This window comes from Microbulbifer sp. THAF38 (assembly GCF_009363535.1).
In the GTDB taxonomy this organism is placed as follows: Bacteria; Pseudomonadota; Gammaproteobacteria; order Pseudomonadales; family Cellvibrionaceae; genus Microbulbifer.
This window is the reverse complement of sequence record NZ_CP045369.1, coordinates 607,742-627,500: the sequence shown is the minus strand read 5'-3', so window position 1 is coordinate 627,500 and position 19,759 is coordinate 607,742. Positions and strand designations below refer to the sequence as shown.

Here is a 19,759-nt window from a genome sequence, read left to right as displayed (position 1 = left end):
ACAACCCGTGGCCCGGTCACATAATCGCCGTACTCAGCGGTATTGGAAATAGAGTAGCGCATGTCGGCAATGCCGCCCTGGTACATCAGGTCGACAATAAGCTTCAGTTCATGCAAGCACTCGAAATAAGCCATTTCCGGCGCGTAGCCCGCTTCAACCAGAGTTTCAAAGCCCGCAGTTACCAGTGCAGAAACACCACCACACAAGACCGCCTGCTCTCCGAAAAGATCTGTTTCGGTTTCTTCTCGGAAATTGGTTTCGATAATCCCAGAGCGGCCACCACCATTCGCAGAGGCGTAGGAGAGGGCCAACTCTTTAGCCTTACCTGAGGCATCCTGATAAATTGCAATCAGGGTTGGCACACCACCCCCTTCAAGATAGGTCGAGCGCACAGTGTGGCCGGGGCCTTTTGGTGCAATCATTATGACGTCCACATCGGCTGGCGGCTCAATCAGTTCAAAATGCACGTTAAAACCGTGGGCAAAGGCGAGCGCCGCACCAGATTTTAAATTAGGGGCCACCTGCTCCTTATAAATATTGGCCTGGTACTCATCCGGCGCTAGGATCATTACCACATCTGCATCTTTAACAGCGCTCTCCACCTCGGCCACGCGCAAGCCGGCATTTTCGGCTTTACTCCAGGAACTGGAGCCCTTGCGCAGCCCAACAACAATATTCTCCACACCAGAGTCTTTGAGGTTATTGGCATGGGCGTGCCCCTGAGAGCCATAACCGATAATGGCAACATTTTTTCCGCGAATTAAGGAGAGCTCACAATCTTTATCGTAATAAACTTGCATGATTAAATTCCTGTTTCCTGCTATCTAAACACTTAATACTTTTTCACCGCGGGCAATTCCCGAAACCCCGGAGCGTACGACTTCCATAATGGTGTGCTCACCCAATGCCTGTAAAAATGCATCGAGCTTTTGACCAGTGCCAGCTACCTGCACGGTGTACATGCTGCTGGTGACATCCACAATCTGCCCACGAAAAATATCTACACTGCGCTTGACCTCATCGCGCTGGGCTCCATTTGCACGAACTTTTACCAACAGTAATTCCCGCTCAATATGGGAGCCTTCGGTGAGATCGACCAACTTCACAACGTCGATTAATTTATTTAGATTTTTTGTGATCTGCTCAATCTTGTGGTCATCACCGATAGTTACCAAGGTAAGACGCGACAGGGTGGCATCCTCGGTAGGTGCCACGGTCAAACTTTCAATGTTATAGCCGCGCTGGGAAAACAGCCCCACAACCCGGGATAAGGCTCCCGGTTCGTTCTCCATCAAAACCGAAATAATTCTACGCATCGCCTTAACCCCTATGTCCGTTCGGTTTTGCTCAGCCACATATCGCGCATGGAGCCGCTCGGCATGACCTGCATCGGGTAAACATGCTCAGAGGGGTCGACATAAACGTCGATAAATACCGTGCGATCTTTATGCGCAAAGGCTTCCTGCAGTTTTGTGTGCAAATCCTCTCGCCGCTCAATCTTCACGCCCAAATGGCCATAGGCCTCGGCGAGCTTGACGAAATCCGGCAGGGATTCTTCGTAGACACTATTGGATAGGCGCCCCTCGTACTGCATTTCCTGCCACTGCTTCACCATGCCGAGGGCCTGGTTATTGAGGCACAGAATCTTGACTGGCAGATGGTATTGAGTGGCGGTGGACAATTCCTGAATGCACATCTGGATACTGCCCTCACCGGTCACACAAACGACCTCTTTATCGGGGTGGGCAATTTTCACCCCCAGGGCAGAGGGCAGCCCAAAGCCCATAGTGCCGAGGCCACCGGAGTTGATCCAGCGGCGCGGCTTGTCGAAGTGATAGTACTGGGCTGCAAACATCTGGTGCTGTCCGACATCAGAAGTAACGAAAGCATCACCCTCGGTTATATCGTAAACCGCGCGAATCACCTCCTGCGGCATGATCAAGGCACCGTCAGTCTTATAGCGCGGAGCCGTATAGAGACCATGGCGCTCACGCCAGTCGTCAATCTGCCGCCACCAGTCAACAATGGCCGACTGGTCCGGTTGTTCCTCGCTGGATTTGAACGCTTCCAACATATCCGCCAGTACCGACTGCACAGTACCCACGATAGGAATATCGGCGACGATCGTTTTGGAAATAGAGGCCGGGTCCACATCAATATGGATGATCTTGGCCCCAGGGCAGAATTTACTGGGCGTATTGGTGACACGGTCATCAAAGCGCGCCCCTACCGCCAGAATAACATCGGCGTGATGCATCGCGGTATTGGCCTCAAAAGTACCGTGCATACCGAGCATACCCAAGAAACGTTTATCGCTACCGGGGAAGGCGCCGAGCCCCATCAGTGTATTGGTAACGGGATAATTCAGATGGCGAGCCAGCTCGGTGAGCAGTTCGGAGCCCTCCCCCTGTATTACACCGCCGCCGGCGTAAATTACCGGCCGGCGGGCTGACAGCAACAGCGCCACCGCCTTGCGAATTTGTCCGCTGTGACCCTTGCCCGCCGGAGTATAGGAGCGCATGCGCAGCTTCTCTGGGTAGCGGTATGGAAAGCGCTCGGCGGGATTGGTCACATCCTTGGGCACATCGATAACCACCGGGCCGGGGCGGCCAGTAGTGGCTATATAGAAAGCTTTTTTGACAATCTCGGGAATATCCTCAGCATTCTTTACCAGGAAACTGTGCTTTACGATTGGGCGTGAACAGCCAACCATATCGGTTTCCTGAAAGGCATCCTCACCAATCTTGTCGCTGGGCACCTGGCCCGAAATCACCACCATGGGGATGGAGTCCATATAGGCAGTCGCAATCCCGGTTATCGCATTGGTGGCCCCCGGACCAGAGGTTACCAATACCACGCCCGCTTTGCCTGTAGAGCGTGCATAGCCGTCTGCAGCGTGGGTAGCGCCCTGCTCGTGACGCACCAGGATATGCTTGATGGACTTCTGTCTGAAGATGGCGTCATAGATATGCAGTGCCGAACCGCCCGGGTAGCCGAAAATCAGATCTACCCCTTCATCCTGCAGCGCGCGAACCAACATATCGCCGCCGGAAAGTAATTCCACTTGAGTCTCCTCAATTTACCTAGTTGGTAGGATAGCCATCACCAAAGAACCGCTAACCGAACGAACAACAAGAATGTTGAACGGCAATTGTAAAGGAAAATGGTGACAGATATCAGCCTGTTGCGTGTTTACATGCCGATTTTTAGGATGGAATCATCGCGCGCAGTAAAACACCCAGCCTGCGACCGACACGTCAGTGTCAGAATTGCAGGCTAGCAGGCCTCCAGGGGTAGGGAGAGCCTCTCGACGGAATTGCGGCGGAAGGGTGGTCCACCTGAGCTAGTGTCCTGGCCGCGGGTGTGCGGAGACGACTACTCGCCGAGGAAGCAGTCGATTTTGCCAATCCAACCTTGACTGTCAATAGACATGAATGAAAGTGTTAAGAGAGTTACAGGAAAGTCCACCGATACCGGTACAATATGTCGGTTAAGGAAAGATAAAACGATGAGGGGTAATCCGATGCGCATCGCACTCGCAATACTATTCTCCGGCCTGGCACTGGCCGCTCAAGCCAACGGCATCTACAAGTGGGTAGATGAAGACGGTGTGGTGCATTTTGGTGAGCAGCCACCTAACAGCTCCGAAGTCGAGGTGATTAAAAAGCCTAAGTCGGAACGCTATAAGCAGTGGGAAGCGGAACAACAGGCCGCACTGGCCGCAGAGAAAGCCAAACAGGAGGCTGCCAAGCCCACTCCTGAGAAAAAAAGTACTGCAAAACAAGAGCCCCAGGGCTCCTCAAAGGTGGATGAGCAAGTTGCCCGCGCCCAGGCAGAGGCACGCGCGCAACGCTGTGAATCCTCGCAGAAGAATCTGAAAGCCCTGACAACTCATGCGCGGGTACGCGAAATCGACGAGCAGGGCAATCAACGCATGCTGGGTGAGGACGAGCGTCAGGAGCGTATCTCTAAAGAAAAACAGAGCATCCGCGATAACTGCTAACGCTCTCCGCGGCTACAACTCCTTGTAGGGCGTATCGTTAAACTGCTCCAGGCTGTAGCGCTCGGTGTAATAACCGGGTTCAAACAGCCTGTCTGCCCTCGGCACGGTCACCCGGGCAATACTCAGCTGCTTGACCAAATAGGGGCCGTCCTGATCGGCATCGCGGATCATCAGCCCATAGAATTCGAAGGGTATCCAGTGGCGTCCAGGTGAAAGCTCAACCGCATACTGGGTACTACCAATAGGGGTCTGCTCATCGTTGTAGAGGGAACCGCGGAAATAAAAGCGGCCTTGCTGCAGTACCTCCACTTCAGCTTCCACCAATAGGTTACCCTCACTGGTGAGCGAATCCCGCAAATTGCCGGTGTAGCTGCCGGTATCCTCAGACAGTGTAAAAGCGGCGGCATCGCGCAGACCGTCAATATCCGTATCCACGATGATTTTATAGATACCCGTAGGCAGCGACTGGCCCTGGTAAACACCCGCCTCCATTTCCGCTTCATAGACCAGGTCCCCATTGCTATCCGCGAAGGTCAGGGCACCCAATACGTGTTGATCGTCCAATACCATCAGGGCAGTCAGGTCCGCCGGCACCTTGGCTCCATCACTATCGGTCTGATAGGCATAGACCCGCACAGTATCCCCATACAGATAAAACTTCTGATCGGTCCACAGGGTCAGGGTATCTCCATTATCACTGTAGGTTGTGCGCTGATCGGGGGCGTGGGTCTGGGAAATTGGATCTTGCGAGGCGCTCTTAATCGCGCGGTTTTCCGGTGGGTAGCGATGGAATTTGGCCAGATCGGAAAGTAGGGATTGGTGCAGTTCGGTCTTCACTGGCCGCGCCTGGATCTCCTGCCACACCTGCACGGATTTATCCTCTACTGGATTCGCCTCAATGGACTCGATCCGTCGTAACTCCGCCAGCTTTGGCCGGTGGGTATCTACCCCACCCGCCTCGGCCTTGGCAACAACCGCCGTGGAGACTTCCCCAGCCTCTCCAGTGAACCAATAAGCCACTGCTGCGGCGATCAAGACAATAGATCCCAGGATGGCTAGGCGCCCCTTGAGGCGGTTGTTGCTGGCGGACATGGACTATCTCCCGCAAAAATTACTGAGTACAGGCAGCGATGCGGCCTGCGCTGTTTTTACCAACCCCGCAATCCAGACCGTCGGGGATACCGTCGTAATCTGGAGACAGAATACCGCCATTGCGCTGGGCATCGTGATCGGTATAGATACTGGCCAAGTTATAGGAGCGGGCCGTACCCTTGTTGTCGTTATTACAGGAGAAGGTGGCACTGCCGTAGGCAATCCCCATAAAGGTGTCGTACTGTTTCAGGTTTGACCAGAGGTTACGCTTGCCGGAACCGGAACAATTCATCTGAGAAGCGAGGTTGATGTAGCCATCATCTTCGCCATTCAACAGAGCTGAGGAAACACTTTCCACGCCGGGAAAACCTGCATAGCCACCGATGGTATAGACAGGGGCGCCCAGGTTAGTACCCACATAATTGCGCACCGTGTAAATATCGTTGGTCTGCATATAGCGTACCGCGGAGCACTCCCGGCCGAAGAAGAGGTCGTTGATCACCTCGTCATACCAAGTGCCATTACATATCCGGTCCACACCTTCGGTGCCGGTGATTGCGCCACCGGTGGTGAAAATCGCAGCCACTCCACTAATCGCACTATCAAAATCCACGGTTACCGCGTTGGTGTCACTCAGGCTGGCAACCTGCACTTCCTTGGTCACGGTTTTACAGCTCTTGCTGCCATACCAGGTTGTCGAGCACTTCTCGACTTCCTGCATTTCTGTATCGGTATCGTACTGCTCGTAAGCACGGTTGTAGTAAGGTGATCCCTCAACCGAATTACCAGCGATATACATCATCTGGGCAGCGCCTTGGCTGTGGGAAATAATCCAGAAGGTATCATCGGCGGAACACTGGTTTTCGTGTTCGAATCTATCCCCTGCTCCACTGCGGATCTGAATAATTTGCCGGGCAATTTCACCGGATGTTTGATCGTGCCAATAGGGAAGTTCGCCTTCATCGGTAGAGTTATACCCCACCACTCCATAATTTCCGCCATTGACTCGCAGTTGATCGATGAAACTACTGTTTTTATATTCATCGAAATAGGTTTCACTCCAGTAGTCCAGTGCCGGCTGCACTAAACTCCCAGTATTATCAGTGCTGGTTGTGTGCCCCTCGACTCCATGTCCATGGACCAGGATATAGCAGTTCTCAGCTACCGCTGAAGAAGCACCCACCATCGCAGCAAAAAAAACAGACAGGCCTGCGCCCAGTCGTTTAGACAGTGTCATGGTTATCGCCCTTTATAGTTTTATAAGTGGAAATTTACTGACCGCAGAGTCTCGAGGTATCCGTTTCGCAACACTCTGCAGACAACTGCAAGTTATCCGGTGAAGCTGGTATCGCAATAGGATTTTTGGCGCCAGAGGATGATCCAGTACGCCACGTGAGGCGACCAGCTCGTCATAATTCACATTTTTGTTTTCGTTGTTTGATGTGCCTTTGCTATGATCCAGTTAACGCCACCCGGACGGCAAAGAGTCATGAGAGACCAGAATAAAAATATGTCCGGCCATGCCGGCGTGCCTAAAATTTTCGCACCCTATTTTGTCACTGCCGCAGCGCGGCTCGGTATTCCTATTGGCACATTGATCGAGCGACTGCCATTCACTTTTAGCTGGAATCCCCGCGAAAGTGAGCGGCTCAGTTATAGCGAGTTCAATGCGTTGATCGAAAACCTGGTGGCACTTTCCCCGGTCTCTTCGCCGGGGCTAAGCTTCAGTCGCTTTCCCATTATTTTATGGCTGGAGGAAACGATTATCGAGGCGCAGCCCTCTCTTCGGCGTCCACGAGAAATCTTGCGGCCTGCGGAAATTGTTTTATCACAAACCCTGGCACCGCTACTGCGTTTCGAAACCAAGCAAGAAAATGAATTCGAAATTCTCACTTTGCACTGGCGCATGGAATTATTTAACGAGTCAGTAAACTATTTCTTCGCCGAGATGTTGATGGCCCGTATTGCAGAATTACTGCGTACCCTGAACCCTCAATTTACCGAGGTATGCGGTGTTAAATTGCGCAGTCCAAAGCCCGAGGATGATTCTATCTACGCTCGGATATTCCAAAGCCCGGTAGAGTTCGACTGTGATAGCAACGCCATTATTCTCAGTGCAGAAACCCTGGACTTCCCTATTCCCAGTTATCATAAGTTGCTGCGCAGCCAGAGTCGCAATGTTTTAAAAACCGTTCTGCACAATACCCTATCGAGCTACAACCTGGCGGCAAGCCTACGCTCCTGGCTGGAAAAGCATATCGTTCGCGAGGAAGTCACCATCAAACAGGCTGCCGCGCACTTCCGCACCAGTGGACGCACCCTGCAAAGGAGACTCAAAGAACAGGGAGTTACTTTTCAGGAGTTAAAAGAAAGTGTCACCCTGGCACTGACTAAGCGACTACTATTGTCATCCAGCGAATCCGTCGAAAGTATCGCCATAAAATTGCATTTTGCAGAACGTGCGGTGTTCACCCGTTTCTTTAAAAAGCACGAGGGGGTAACCCCCAGCGAGTACCGCCGCAGCAATGCCTCAAAAGATTTTCTCGATGCTTAGATACTTAAAAGAATCGCTCGTGGTGCCTTTAACTTCCGTGAGCTTGAGCCTGCACCTTTTTGTAGTCTCGCCCTAAATACAGATACATGGCGGGCACAACAAAAAGTGTAAACAACGTACCAATGGTCATTCCTGAAGCAACGACCAACCCCATGGCAAAACGAGCCCCTCCGCCTGGCCCAGAAGCAATCAGTAGGGGCACCATTGCCAACACCAGAGAGGCTGTTGTCATCAATACGGGGCGCAGCCGGATAGAGGTGGCCTCCTCTATAGCGGTGCGCTTATCCAGCCCCCCCATTTGTAATTTATTGGCGAACTCCACTATCAATATTCCATGTTTGGAAATAACACCGATCAGAGTCACTAGTCCTACCTGGGTATAAATATTGAGCGTGGTTAGACCAAGGCTGACAAAAATCATCGCGCCACATACGCTCATTGGCACAGTCACCAGCATAATGAGTGGGTCGCGCCAGGATTCAAACTGGGCTGCCAGCACAAGGTAAATCACTATCAGTGCGAAGAAAAAAGTTACTACTAATTCCGAGCCTTCCGTTTTGAACTGGCGGGACTGGCCGGAATAATCCACCGAGTATTCCGCGGGTAGTATTTCGCTAGCTGCGCTTTCCAATACCCCAAGCGCCTCTCCCAGAGTCACACCGGGGCGTGGCACTCCGGAAATTGTCACCGCATTGAGTTGCTGGAAGCGCTTTAATTGTTGTGGCTCCACGGTTTGACGCAAATTGATCAGAGTATTGACCGGTACAAGATCGCCATTGATCGCACGAATATAATATTGCTTCAATTGATCGGCGGTAAGACGGTCCACCCGCTCAACCTGTGGAATCACCTTGTAACTACGATTATCGAGGGAAAAACGGTTAACGTAGGCACCAGAAAGCATAGCTCCCAGATCTCGGCTGAGATCCACCATGTCCACTCCCATGGTAGCAGCCTTTTCCCGATCTATTTCTATAACGATCTTGGGTTTATCAATTTTCAGATCGGAATCCAAAAAAATAAATTTTCTACTCTGCAATGCCTTCGCCATAATCTCACTGGCAACATCGGCGAGATTTTCCATCGGCTCTGTCGCCCCGATCACAAACTCCACTGGTAACTGACCACCCGCGGTGGGCAGGCTTGGCGGCACCACCACCGCCACTTTGAGTCCGGCAATCTTGCGGACATCTTCACTGATCAGTTCCTGCATTTCTTCGGTATCGCGCTGGCGTTTTTCCCAAGGTCCTAACACAAAACCCGCGGTGGCATTGTTGACGCCACTGCTAAAAGTACCAGCACCGTTGAGCAAGAAAATATTTTCTACCTCAGTGTAGAGATCGGCAATATCCACTAACTGCCCACTGTATTGCTCGACATAATCCAGAGTGGCATAGGCATCTGCAGTGGAGATAGTGAGAATCAAGCCCCGGTCCTCAGTGGGTTCCAACTCTTGAGGGGAGGTAATAAACAGGAAATAGCAACTTACCAGAACAATCAGTCCGAACAGCAAAATAACCCCGCGCTCTTCTAGCGCGCTGTGCAAACGTTTCTCAAACCCTTTTTGCAAATGGGCAAAGCGCCGTTCGAGCCAAGCCTCCAAGCGCGTGCCACCGCCCTCCCGTGGTTTCAGAATTCTTGAAGCCATCATCGGCGAGAGTGTCAAGGCTACAACGCCGGACAGCAGCACGGCACCCGCGAGGGAAAACGCAAACTCAATGAACAGGGTTCCGGTAAGGCCGCCGAGAAAACCAATAGGAATGTAGACGGCGATCAAAGTAGTGGTCATGGCTACTACTGGCCATGCCAGTTCGCGCGCCCCAACAATGGCCGCCTCTCGTGGCGAGAGCCCTTCTTCAATATGGCGATGCACATTTTCCAAAACAATAATCGCATCATCCACCACTATGCCAATGGCCAGCACCATGCTCAGCAGCGTCAATAAATTGATGGAAAAGCCCATCAATAGCATCAGAAACATTGCACCGACCAAGGAGAGAGGGAGAGCAATAGCTGGAATTAAAACACTGCGCAGAGAACCCAAAAACAGGTAGATCACCACGATAACGATGATCACCGCTTCAACAATGGTACTCACAACTTCAGAAATAGAATCTTGAATATATTCAGTGCTGTCATAGGGAATTTCTCCCAGCATTCCATCGGGTAACTGTGGGAAAATTTCACCCTCCAGTTTTTGCCGCACCTGCTTGATAACATCCAGGGAGTTCGCATTCGGGGCCACTTCGATAGCGATAAAAGTGGCGGACTGTCCATTGAATGTCACCGAGCTATCGTACGTCTCGGCACCTAACTCAATATCGGCAATATCACCGAGCCTCACCAATTGGTCACCACTGGCGCGGACCACCAAATTTTGAAAATCTACCTGGCGGGAAATATCTGTATCCGCTCGAATTTCCATCGCCACTCTCGAACCCTTGGTCGCACCTACCGCAGATAGGACATTGTTGTTGCGCAGGGCATTGGACACATCATCGGGAGTCACCTCTAGCGCTGCCATTTCTTTGGGTTTTAGCCAGGCGCGCATGGCAAAAGTGCTATCGCCAAGCAAGCGTGCACGTTGCACACCGGCAACAGTTGCCAGCTTGGGCTGCACGACTCGAACCAGATAATCGGTGATCTGATTGTTGGCGAGAATTTCCGAGGAGAACGATAAATACATGGCGGCAGTGGTCTCCCCTTGCTGCATCTCTACACTGGAATCTTCAGATTCCTCGGGCAGATCACTACGCAGTTTATTAACCTTGGCGACTACCTGGGTGAGCACCTCGTTCGGGTCATAGTCGAATCGCACATAGGCATTAATGGTGGACAGTCCCTGAACACTAGTCGACACCATATAATCAATGCCATCTGCCGTAGCAATCTCCTGCTCCAGCGGTGTGGTAATAAAGCCCTGAACCAGATCGGAATCGGCGCCCACATAAACGGTGGAAACTGTGATAACTGCATTTTCCAGTTCCGGGTACTGGCGAATATTTAATTCAGTAATTGAGCGCAAGCCCAGCAGAAAAATAAAAAGGCTGACTACTGAAGCTAATACCGGTTTACGAATAAATATCTCTGTGAAGTTCACCGCAACTCCCTGCAGAAATTAACTATTCCCAAGTGTGGGAGATGGGTTTTCCGGTGGCTTGTTTTCATTATTGATCACTGCTCGCTCACCATTGCGCAATTTGAGCAATCCACTACTGGCCACCTCATCACCCTGCAATAACCCCTGTACAATTTCCACCAGGTCACCACGCTCTTCCCCGGTTTTAACAAAACGCTTATTTGCGATGACACTGCTATTAGTAGCGTCCTTTTCCAGTACAAAAACCGAGACGCCGTAAGGAGCAAATAACAAGGCCGTGCGGGGTACGACAAGTACACGCCGGTGAGCTTCTATTTGCACGGAAACCTGGGCAAACATACCGGGACGCAGGTGTTTCTTGGGGTTTTCCAGTGTTGCCTGTATCAGGAAGTTGCGGCTGGCCATATCCACTCTGGGATCTACGGCAGTAATCTTTCCGCTGTAGGTATTCTTAGGAAAGGCATCGGTAGTCAAGCTAATTGGCATGCCCTCTTTAACTAAGGCGTATTTTTGCTCCGGAAGGGAAAAATCGACAAAGATTGGATCCAGCTGCTGCAGCGTCACCACCGCATCTCCGGGGCTGACATTCTGGCCCAGGTCTATGCGCCGAATACCCAAAACACCATTAAATGGCGCCAGGACTCGCCGTTGATCGACCCTGGCGCGCTGTACTTCGATATTGGCCACTACCTGATCTAAGGTACTGCGCGCAGTATCTAGATCCGCTTCGGTGGTCACCCCGCGCTCGGTGAGGGTTTTAATACGTGCATAATTGCGCCTTGCCAAACGCAGCTCGGCGTCCAGAACCTGTAGCTGCGCCTTTTCCGGCTCCGCGAATATTTCCAGTAGGAGATCATTTTTATGCACATACTGACCGGACTTAAAGTGGATGGCACTCACGACACCCTGGGCTTCAGTCGTGACTTCAACACCATTAACTGCACGGACTGTCCCCACTCCACTTAAATCCTCCCGCCAATTTTGTACCTGGGCCTTTGCCGAGGTCACCGTAGGCGCCGGTAACGTCATAGTGTCCAGATATTGGTTCACCATACGATGGACAATAAATTTATACGCAAAAATGCCGCCAAACAGTACTAGGCAACCAAGCAGCATTAGCATCATGCGCTTACTGATAATTTACCCCCGATCGTTTACAACAATTCTGCAGTGAATAAGCTGGAAAATAAGACAAGCCCCAACTCAGCAGGCCACTCATTTCAGTTTATAAAGAAAATCCCGTGTATACCGGCAGACACTGATGGGGTTGCAAAAAAAACGAACTTAGGTGACTGGGGAGGAAGAGAGATGCCGACAACCAGGCGGGAAATAAAGCAAGAGCGCAGGCAAATACAGAAATAAAGCCTAGCTTACAGGCCAATGAAACAGATAAAGACTTATCTGTTTCATTGGCGGAGTAAACGTCAAGATAATCGCTTAGCGAAATACCGCCCGATCGCCCTCTACATCCGCATGGATAGTGGTTCCGGGCGTAAACTTACCGGCAAGCACATCCTGAGCCAGTGGATTTTCCAGCCAAATCTGAATTGCCCGTTTCAGTGGCCGGGCGCCATAGACCGGATCAAATCCCACCTCCGCGAGCTTGTTCAGCAAGCCCTCAGAGATCTCCAGTTTCAGGTCGCGTTCACTCAGGCGGCGACACAACTGGCGCAATTGAATTTCCGCAATGGAACGCACTTCCGCCTTATCCAATGGATGGAACACCACCACTTCATCGATGCGGTTAATAAATTCCGGACGGAAATGATTGCCCACCACCTCCATCACCGCATTTTTCATCTGACGGTAGCGGATTTCTGCATCCAGATCGTCGCCATTTTGGGCACTGGCAAACTTCTGGATCAGATCCGATCCCAGGTTGGAAGTCATCACCACAACGGTATTGCGGAAATCCACAGTACGCCCCTGACCATCGGTCAGGCGTCCATCATCCAGCACCTGCAGAAGAATATTGAACACATCCGGGTGCGCCTTTTCCACCTCATCAAGCAGTACCACCGAGTAAGGCTTGCGCCGCACCACCTCGGTCAAATAGCCGCCCTCCTCATAACCCACGTAGCCGGGAGGGGCACCGATCAGGCGCGCCACAGAGTGCTTCTCCATAAACTCCGACATATCGATGCGCACCATGGCATCTTCGGTATCGAAGAGAAATTGCGCCAACGCCTTACAGAGCTCTGTTTTACCAACGCCTGTAGGGCCCAAGAATAAAAATGAGCCATTGGGGCGATTGGGATCGGCGAGACCCGCGCGGGAGCGTCGCACCGCATTGGCCACGGCGTCGACGGCTTCGCCCTGCCCTATAACACGCTTGTGCAGTTCATCTTCCATACGCAGCAGTTTTTCCCTCTCTCCTTCAAGCATTTTGGAGACCGGGATACCGGTCCAGCGGGAAACGACTTCGGCCACCTCTTCATCGGTTACCCGGTTGCGCAGTAGGCGCGGCTCTTCTGTCGCCTCATGGGTTGCAGCAGACTTTAACTGTTGCTCCAGCTGCGGAATCACACCGTATTGCAGTTCCGACATACGGGTCAGGTCCCCGGCACGACGCGCGGACTCCATATCCAACTTGGCCTGCTCCAATTTCTCTTTTAAGTCGTGGCTGCCGGCGAGCTGGGATTTCTCGGCTTTCCAGACTTCCTCAAGGTCAGAGTATTCTTTTTCCAGCTGGTGAATTTCCTCCTCCAGCTTAGCTAGACGCTTCTGCGTAGCCTCATCGTCTTTATCCTTCTTGACCGCCTCGCGCTCGATTTTCAGCTGGATTAAACGGCGCTCCAGTTTATCCATGGACTCCGGTTTGGAGTCTATTTCCATACGGATGCGGCTGGCCGCTTCGTCGATCAGGTCGATGGCTTTATCGGGCAGCTGGCGATCGGTGATATAACGCTGGGACAGTTTGGTAGCGGCAATAATGGCCGAGTCGGTGATATCTACGCCGTGGTGCACCTCGTAGCGCTCTTTCAATCCACGCAAGATAGCTATCGTGTCTTCCTCGGTGGGCTCGTCCACCAATACCTTTTGGAAACGGCGTTCCAGGGCGGCATCTTTTTCGATGTACTTGCGATACTCATCCAGGGTTGTGGCGCCAACACAGTGCAATTCACCCCGCGCCAGTGCCGGTTTGAGCATATTGCCGGCATCCATAGCGCCTTCAGCCTTGCCGGCCCCCACCATGGTGTGTAATTCATCAATAAATAGAATAATCCGCCCTTCCTGCTTGGAGAGTTCATTGAGCACCGCTTTTAAGCGCTCTTCAAATTCTCCGCGAAATTTGGCGCCGGCCAATAGAGCGCCCAGATCCAGGGACAGCAGGCGCTTGTCTTTGAGACCTTCAGGCACTTCGCCATTTACGATCCGCTGAGCAAGCCCCTCGACAATCGCAGTTTTACCCACACCGGGTTCACCAATCAGCACTGGGTTATTTTTGGTGCGGCGCTGTAGCACCTGAATCGTGCGGCGAATTTCATCGTCGCGGCCAATCACCGGGTCGAGCTTGCCGGATATCGCACGTTCGGTCAGATCCAGGGTGTATTTATCCAACGCCTGGCGCGCTTCTTCCGCATTAGGGTCGTCAACTTTTTCATCGCCACGCACTTTTTGTATCGCCGCCTCTAATTGTTTTAAGTCGCCATTGGCGTTGAGAATTTTAGAAATTTCCCCCGCAGCGGATTCAAATGCCGCGAGTAAAACTGTCTCACTGGAAATAAAACTGTCACCATTTTTCTGCGCTTTTTTATCCGTGAGATTCATCAGGCGCATAAGCTCCTGTGACATGCCCACATCCCCTGTTGGGGAGCTGATCGTTGGCAGCTGATCCAGTCTCTTGGCTAAGTCGTTGCGCAGGCCATTTAGATTAAACCCCGCCTGGGATAAAAATGCGGGCACGCTGCCGTTATTTTGGTTGAGCAGTGCAAGTAGCAAATGTTCTGGGTAAATTTGGTTGTGATCCCTGCCAACGGCCAGGGATTGTGCGTCGGCAAAAGCTGCCTGCAGCGGGTTTGTCATTCGATCTATACGCATGAATGCAACCTCTCCTACTCGGGATTTTGTGTAGCACTGCGTCGATAGCAACCGGGAGGCGCCACGCTTCAGTGTAGTGATGAGAAGTAAAATAGGGGCGGGGGAAAGGTTTTCAATGATTTAAATCAATTGGTGGGAATTTCTGACATAAGTTGTTAATACACAAAATAATTTTTGCCAGAATGCAGTTTTAGCTTCCCACCTCGACTTGATTTGTGTGCGCGGCGCCCCAACAACGATCAGATGAAAGCGGCGCGCTCTGCCACAGCCTTACCGTAAGTGAGACCGTATAAGTGAGACCATAAGTAGAGAGAAGCGCGAGCGACATAGAGAGTAAAATAAAACCCACTCGCTCTGGTTCTTTTAATCAGCTTTCATCATTAACCAACCAGATTAACGAAGCCATACGACCGGTGGTTTTTTCCCTGCGATAGGAAAAAAAGCGTTCGGCCGCATTCACTGTACAGTGTTCACCACCATAGATGTTCTCGACTCCGAGTTCAGCTAGTTCAGCCCGCGCCAGGGCATAGATATCGGCGAGGAAATGCAATGGCTTCTGGCTGTGGGGACGGAAACACTGGGCAATCGCTTCGGTGTGCGCGCCACTCTGGGCATGCTCAAAAAAGGCTTCCAAAACATCGACTCCCGTTTCAAAAGCCTCGGGGCCAATCGCGGGCCCCAACCAGACCATTAATTCTTGTGGGTCGCATTCGAGTGCCGCAACCGTATTTCGCAATATGCCCTCGGCTAAGCCTCGCCAGCCCCCGTGCGCCGCCGCTACCTTGGTGCCAGTCTTGTCGCAAAAAAGTACCGGTAGGCAGTCAGCGGTGAGAACTGCGCAGACGGCCCCACCCCCAATGTTAAAGCTGGCATCGGCGGTACGTACAAGCCCGTCAGCCTGCGCCTGAATAACCTTGTCACTGTGAATCTGTTCCAGCCACTGAGGCTCCGCCGGCAGCTTCAACTCCTCCGACAACTGCCGCCGATTGGCCTTCACTGCAGGTTCCTCATCCCCCACATGAGCGCCGAGATTGAAGCTACTATAAGCCCCGCTGCTGGCACCGCCATTGCGCTGGGTGGTTACCGCGCGCACCTCGGCTGGAGCAGGCCAAGAAGGAGTCAGGTAATGATCAGTGGACATGGTATTTCTGCTTTATAACGATGTTGCGAAACGGACAGTGACTGTGCGCTTCAGCGCAAGTGGCTGGGGCCACTAACATTCACTCGCGCTGGTCCCTACCGAGAAGATCGAGCAACTGGAGCATATCCGTTGGCATGGGAGCACACCAGTGCATATTTTCCCCAGTCAGCGGATGAACCAGGGCCAACTCTGCAGCGTGCAAGGCCTGGCGAGGGAATCCCTGCAGTGCTTGGACCAGCTCTCTACTTGCCTCTGCGGGCAATTTAGGCCTGCCCCCATAAATCGGATCACCCACCAAAGGATGGCGAATATGGGCCATATGAACGCGAATCTGGTGGGTGCGCCCAGTTTCCAACTTACAGCGCAGTAAAGTGTGAGCGCGAAAGCGCTCTTGCACCTGATAGTGGGTGATAGCTTCTTTGCCACCAAAGTCCAACACGGCCATTTTCAGGCGGTTTTGCCGATGGCGACCGATAGGTGCATCGACACGTCCCGGCCCGGTTATAAAGCCTTGCACCAGGGCATCGTATTGCCGACTGACCGTTCTCTGTTTTAACTGGTCTACAAGATGTACTTGCGCCGGCAGGGTCTTGGCAACAACCATCAAACCGCTGGTGTCCTTGTCCAGACGGTGCACAATGCCCGCACGGGGAATCTTTTCCTGATCTGGGCAGTGGTGTAACAGGCCATTCAACAAGGTACCATCGGGATTGCCTGCAGCCGGATGAACCACCAGGCCAGCGGGTTTGTTAATCACAATGAGGCTGTCGTCCTCATAGACAATATTCAGGTCCAGGTCCTGGGCGGTCCAGCTTCCCTGGGGCTCCAGCTCCGCGCGCAAGCTGAGCCGCTCACCGCCAAATAGCTTATCCTTAGGCTTGGCAGCAGCACCATTTAGGGTGAGTTGCCCGCCTTTGATCCAGGATTGCAGGCGAGAGCGGGAATAATCGGGAATTAATTCGGCTGCCGCTTGGTCTAATCTTTGACCAGCCATAGAGGCCGGTACTTCAATATCGAGTTTTAGGTGGTCATTCATCAAACAATTGCAAATACTTTGGGCAGCTCCGGGACTGTGTTTAAATGTCTGGAGCGCCAGATTAATCTTGGCGGATAGTTTAATAAGGTAGAGTGTGAGAATGATAGAGCGAGGGGCTATACAAGCCTGGAAAATGCTGTGGCTGGCCTTGGTGTCCGCAATATTGGTTGCCTGCGCCAACACCGATGATTCTGAAGAGGGTCTGCCCACCGGCAACCGCACTGAACAGGCCTTCTACGAGGCTGCCCAGCGGCAACTGCGCACCAGCCAGTGGGACCTGGCAATCAAGAACCTGCGCGCCCTGGAAGACAACTTCCCCTTCGGCAACTACGCCGAACAGGCCCAGTTGGAGTTGATCTACGCCTACTACCGCAACTATGAGAACGATGCCGCCATCGCCGCCGCGGATCGTTTTATCCGCCTGCACCCGCAACACCGCAACGTCGATTACGCCTATTACATGAAGGGGCTCTCCTCCTTCACCGAGGGCGCCGGCCTGTTTGAGCGCTTTATGCCCACCGATCTAACCAATCGCGATCCTGGCGCTGCGCGCGAGTCCTTCGCCTACTTCTCACAGTTGATGGCCCGCTATCCAGAGAGCCGCTACGCTGCAGACGCACAGAAACGCATGATTCACCTGCGTAACCTGCTTGCCCGCTATGAGATTCACGTGGCCAACTACTACTTCAAGCGCGGCGCCTACCTCGCCGCCGCCAACCGCGGCCGCTACGTTGTGGAGAACTTCCAGCAGACCCCGGCTGTGCCCGATGCGCTCGCAGTAATGGTTCAGGGTTACCACTTGATGGAGATGCCCGAGCTGGAGGCCAACGCCTTGAGCGTACTGCGCAACAACTACCCCAAGCACCCGGCTTTCAATGAAGATGGCACCTTCAACTACGCCTACTTCAAGGGTGCCAGCGGCCGCAGCCTGGTCCACCGCGTAACTCTGGGGCTGTTTGAGAAGTCTGACCCACAAGGCTTCGACAGCCGTGAGCTGTACAACCCCGAGTACAATCGCGGCGAGGCTCCCCTCCCACCAGAGCTGATGTAAGGCCCCCTGTTAAACGTAAAAACGGCGCCTTATGGCGCCGTTTTTACGTTCTAAGCTGGCTTATTCTCCAGCCTTCCAACCGTTGGTAATCGGGTAGCGACGATCCCGCCCGAAGCCCCGCTCGGAAATCCGCACACCCACAGCCGCTTGGCGACGCTTGTATTCATTGCGCGCCACCAGGCGCACCACCCGCTCTACAATGCTGCGCTCAAAGCCCTGCTTGATAATTTGTTCGGCACTGTAATCCCTATCGACGTAGAGATTCAGAATCTCATCTAACACTTCATAGGAAGGCAGACTATCAGTATCCGCTTGGTCGGGAGCCAACTCGGCGCTTGGTGGTCGTGTAATCACAGTCTCTGGGATGACCTCCGAGACCGTATTGCGATAGCGCGCCAACTCAAACACCAGCACCTTGGGCACGTCTTTTAAAGCATTAAAACCGCCCACCATATCGCCGTATAGGGTGGCATAACCGACCGCCATTTCACTCTTATTGCCGGTGGTCAGCACCATCGCTCCCTTCTTATTGGAGATAGCCATTAATAGCACTCCACGAGTTCGGGCCTGTAAGTTTTCCTCGGTGGTATCCCTTTCACTGCCAGCAAACTCTTCCGCCAAAGCTCCCATAAAGGCATCGAAAATGGGCTCGATACCAATCTCCCGGTATTCGACACCCAGGCGCTGAGCCTGATCGGCAGCATCGGTCTTACTCAGGTCCGAAGTGTAGTGGAACGGCATCATCACCGCTTCAACCCGCTCCTTGCCCAACGCATCCACGGCAACTGCCAAAGTCAAGGCCGAGTCAATCCCGCCTGATAGCCCCAGAACCACGCCGTTGAAACCGTTCTTATTGACATAGTCGCGCACCCCCAACACCAGTGCCTGGTAAACCGAAGCCAAGTCTCCCATAAGCGGGGCCATCTCGCCGGGCAATAAAGTCACCCTACCGCTCTGCTGGGAAACCGATACGGGTAATAATTGCTCGGCAAATTCTTCTGCCCTGGCGCAAACCTGCCCCTGAGCATCTACAGCCATGGTGCCCCCGTCGAAGACCAATTCATCCTGGCCTCCACACCAATTTACATAAACAATCGGCGTTTCAACCGCACGCGCTTGCCTGGTTATCAACTCCTGACGCTGCAGAGCCTTACCACGATGGAAGGGGGAAGCGTTGATATTCAGAATCAACTTAGCTCCGGCCTCTACGGTCTTCTGTAAAGGCTCTGGATGCCAGATATCCTCACAAATACTAAAGCCAACCGGGATCCCCTTGATATCCACCACACAGGGCCCATCCCCCTTGGTGAAATAGCGTTTCTCATCGAATACTTGATAGTTCGGCAGCTTTTGCTTGGCGTACTCCGCCACCAACTCCCCATCGGCAATCAGGCCTGCCATATTAAAAAGCCTGCCATTGCGATGGCGGGGGTAGCCAACCAGAATCGCACAGGGCAACTGAACCGCTTTCAAAGCTTCCAGTGCAGCATCAATACGAGTTTGCATACTGGGCCGCAGCAGCAAATCTTCCGGAGAGTAGCCACACAGAGTCAACTCGGGAAACAAGACTAGATCGGCACCCATTTCGCGGTGGGCCCTGTTAGCCACCTCGATAACTCGGGCGGTGTTACCGGGAATATCTCCTACGAGAGAATTGATTTGTGCCAGCACTAGCTGCAAAGTAGACATGGTTAAACCTCGGACAAGACAGGCCGCCATTGTAACCCCTGTGGGCTGTAAC

General features: G+C 52.7%; 14 protein-coding genes (1 of these 14 only partly in view). 3 read left to right on the top strand and 11 right to left on the bottom strand.

Features of this window, described 5'->3' with window-relative positions:
- The 3 genes in view from ilvC to FIU95_RS02740 are tightly spaced (at most 24 nt apart) and all read right to left on the bottom strand, a layout consistent with a single transcriptional unit that may run on beyond the window.
- Positions 1 to 800, bottom strand: partial view of a ketol-acid reductoisomerase gene (ilvC, locus tag FIU95_RS02750; protein WP_152451267.1) — the 5' portion only. Its footprint begins 226 nt before the window's first position; only the first 800 of its 1,026 coding nucleotides appear in the window; the start codon lies at positions 798 to 800; its stop codon lies beyond the left edge, outside the window.
- Between the two features lie 24 nt (positions 801 to 824).
- On the bottom strand, positions 825 to 1,316 hold the full coding sequence (ilvN, locus tag FIU95_RS02745) for an acetolactate synthase small subunit (RefSeq protein ID WP_152451264.1): 492 nt from the start codon (positions 1,314 to 1,316) through the stop codon (positions 825 to 827).
- Between the two features lie 11 nt (positions 1,317 to 1,327).
- Positions 1,328 to 3,064, bottom strand: coding sequence for an acetolactate synthase 3 large subunit (locus tag FIU95_RS02740; RefSeq protein ID WP_152451262.1), 1,737 nt, complete (start codon positions 3,062 to 3,064; stop codon positions 1,328 to 1,330).
- A 459-nt stretch (positions 3,065 to 3,523) separates the two neighbouring features.
- On the opposite strand from FIU95_RS02740, the gene FIU95_RS02735 reads away from it, so the two are divergent.
- Positions 3,524 to 4,003: a DUF4124 domain-containing protein gene (locus tag FIU95_RS02735; RefSeq protein ID WP_152451260.1), complete on the top strand. Its 480-nt coding sequence runs from the start codon at positions 3,524 to 3,526 to the stop codon at positions 4,001 to 4,003.
- Positions 4,004 to 4,015: 12 nt separating this feature from the next.
- Here FIU95_RS02735 and FIU95_RS02730 read toward each other — a convergent pair whose 3' ends face one another.
- On the bottom strand, positions 4,016 to 5,095 hold the full coding sequence (locus FIU95_RS02730) for a hypothetical protein (RefSeq protein ID WP_152451257.1): 1,080 nt from the start codon (positions 5,093 to 5,095) through the stop codon (positions 4,016 to 4,018).
- A 19-nt stretch (positions 5,096 to 5,114) separates the two neighbouring features.
- Positions 5,115 to 6,332: a hypothetical protein gene (locus tag FIU95_RS02725; protein WP_152451255.1), complete on the bottom strand. Its 1,218-nt coding sequence runs from the start codon at positions 6,330 to 6,332 to the stop codon at positions 5,115 to 5,117.
- 252 nt (positions 6,333 to 6,584) lie between these two features.
- Between FIU95_RS02725 and FIU95_RS02720 the strand changes: the two genes are divergently transcribed.
- Complete coding sequence (locus tag FIU95_RS02720; RefSeq protein ID WP_172975302.1) at positions 6,585 to 7,649, top strand: AraC family transcriptional regulator; 1,065 nt, start codon at positions 6,585 to 6,587, stop codon at positions 7,647 to 7,649.
- Positions 7,650 to 7,677: 28 nt separating this feature from the next.
- Here FIU95_RS02720 and FIU95_RS02715 read toward each other — a convergent pair whose 3' ends face one another.
- From FIU95_RS02715 to rluD, 5 genes are all read right to left on the bottom strand, one after another.
- The gene (locus FIU95_RS02715; protein ID WP_152451251.1) at positions 7,678 to 10,749 is read right to left on the bottom strand and encodes an efflux RND transporter permease subunit; all 3,072 of its coding nucleotides are present in this window, start codon (positions 10,747 to 10,749) and stop codon (positions 7,678 to 7,680) included.
- Between the two features lie 18 nt (positions 10,750 to 10,767).
- Complete coding sequence (locus tag FIU95_RS02710) at positions 10,768 to 11,874, bottom strand: efflux RND transporter periplasmic adaptor subunit (protein WP_152451249.1); 1,107 nt, start codon at positions 11,872 to 11,874, stop codon at positions 10,768 to 10,770.
- Between the two features lie 312 nt (positions 11,875 to 12,186).
- Positions 12,187 to 14,790 carry an ATP-dependent chaperone ClpB gene (gene clpB, locus FIU95_RS02705; protein WP_152451247.1) on the bottom strand — a complete coding sequence of 868 codons (2,604 nt, stop codon included), beginning with the start codon at positions 14,788 to 14,790 and terminating at the stop codon, positions 12,187 to 12,189.
- 367 nt (positions 14,791 to 15,157) lie between these two features.
- Positions 15,158 to 15,931, bottom strand: a complete 774-nt coding sequence (pgeF, locus tag FIU95_RS02700) for a peptidoglycan editing factor PgeF (protein ID WP_152451245.1) — start codon at positions 15,929 to 15,931, stop codon at positions 15,158 to 15,160.
- A 79-nt stretch (positions 15,932 to 16,010) separates the two neighbouring features.
- A complete protein-coding gene (rluD, locus tag FIU95_RS02695; protein WP_152451243.1) occupies positions 16,011 to 16,967 on the bottom strand; it encodes a 23S rRNA pseudouridine(1911/1915/1917) synthase RluD in 957 nt (318 codons plus the stop codon).
- Between the two features lie 100 nt (positions 16,968 to 17,067).
- Here rluD and FIU95_RS02690 point away from each other — a divergent pair, with 100 nt between their 5' ends.
- Positions 17,068 to 18,018, top strand: coding sequence for an outer membrane protein assembly factor BamD (locus tag FIU95_RS02690; RefSeq protein ID WP_216646294.1), 951 nt, complete (start codon positions 17,068 to 17,070; stop codon positions 18,016 to 18,018).
- A gap of 60 nt (positions 18,019 to 18,078) precedes the next feature.
- Here the strand turns inward: FIU95_RS02690 and FIU95_RS02685 are convergent, their stop codons facing one another.
- The gene (locus FIU95_RS02685; protein ID WP_172975301.1) at positions 18,079 to 19,707 is read right to left on the bottom strand and encodes an NAD+ synthase; all 1,629 of its coding nucleotides are present in this window, start codon (positions 19,705 to 19,707) and stop codon (positions 18,079 to 18,081) included.
- Positions 19,708 to 19,759: the final 52 nt, after the last annotated feature.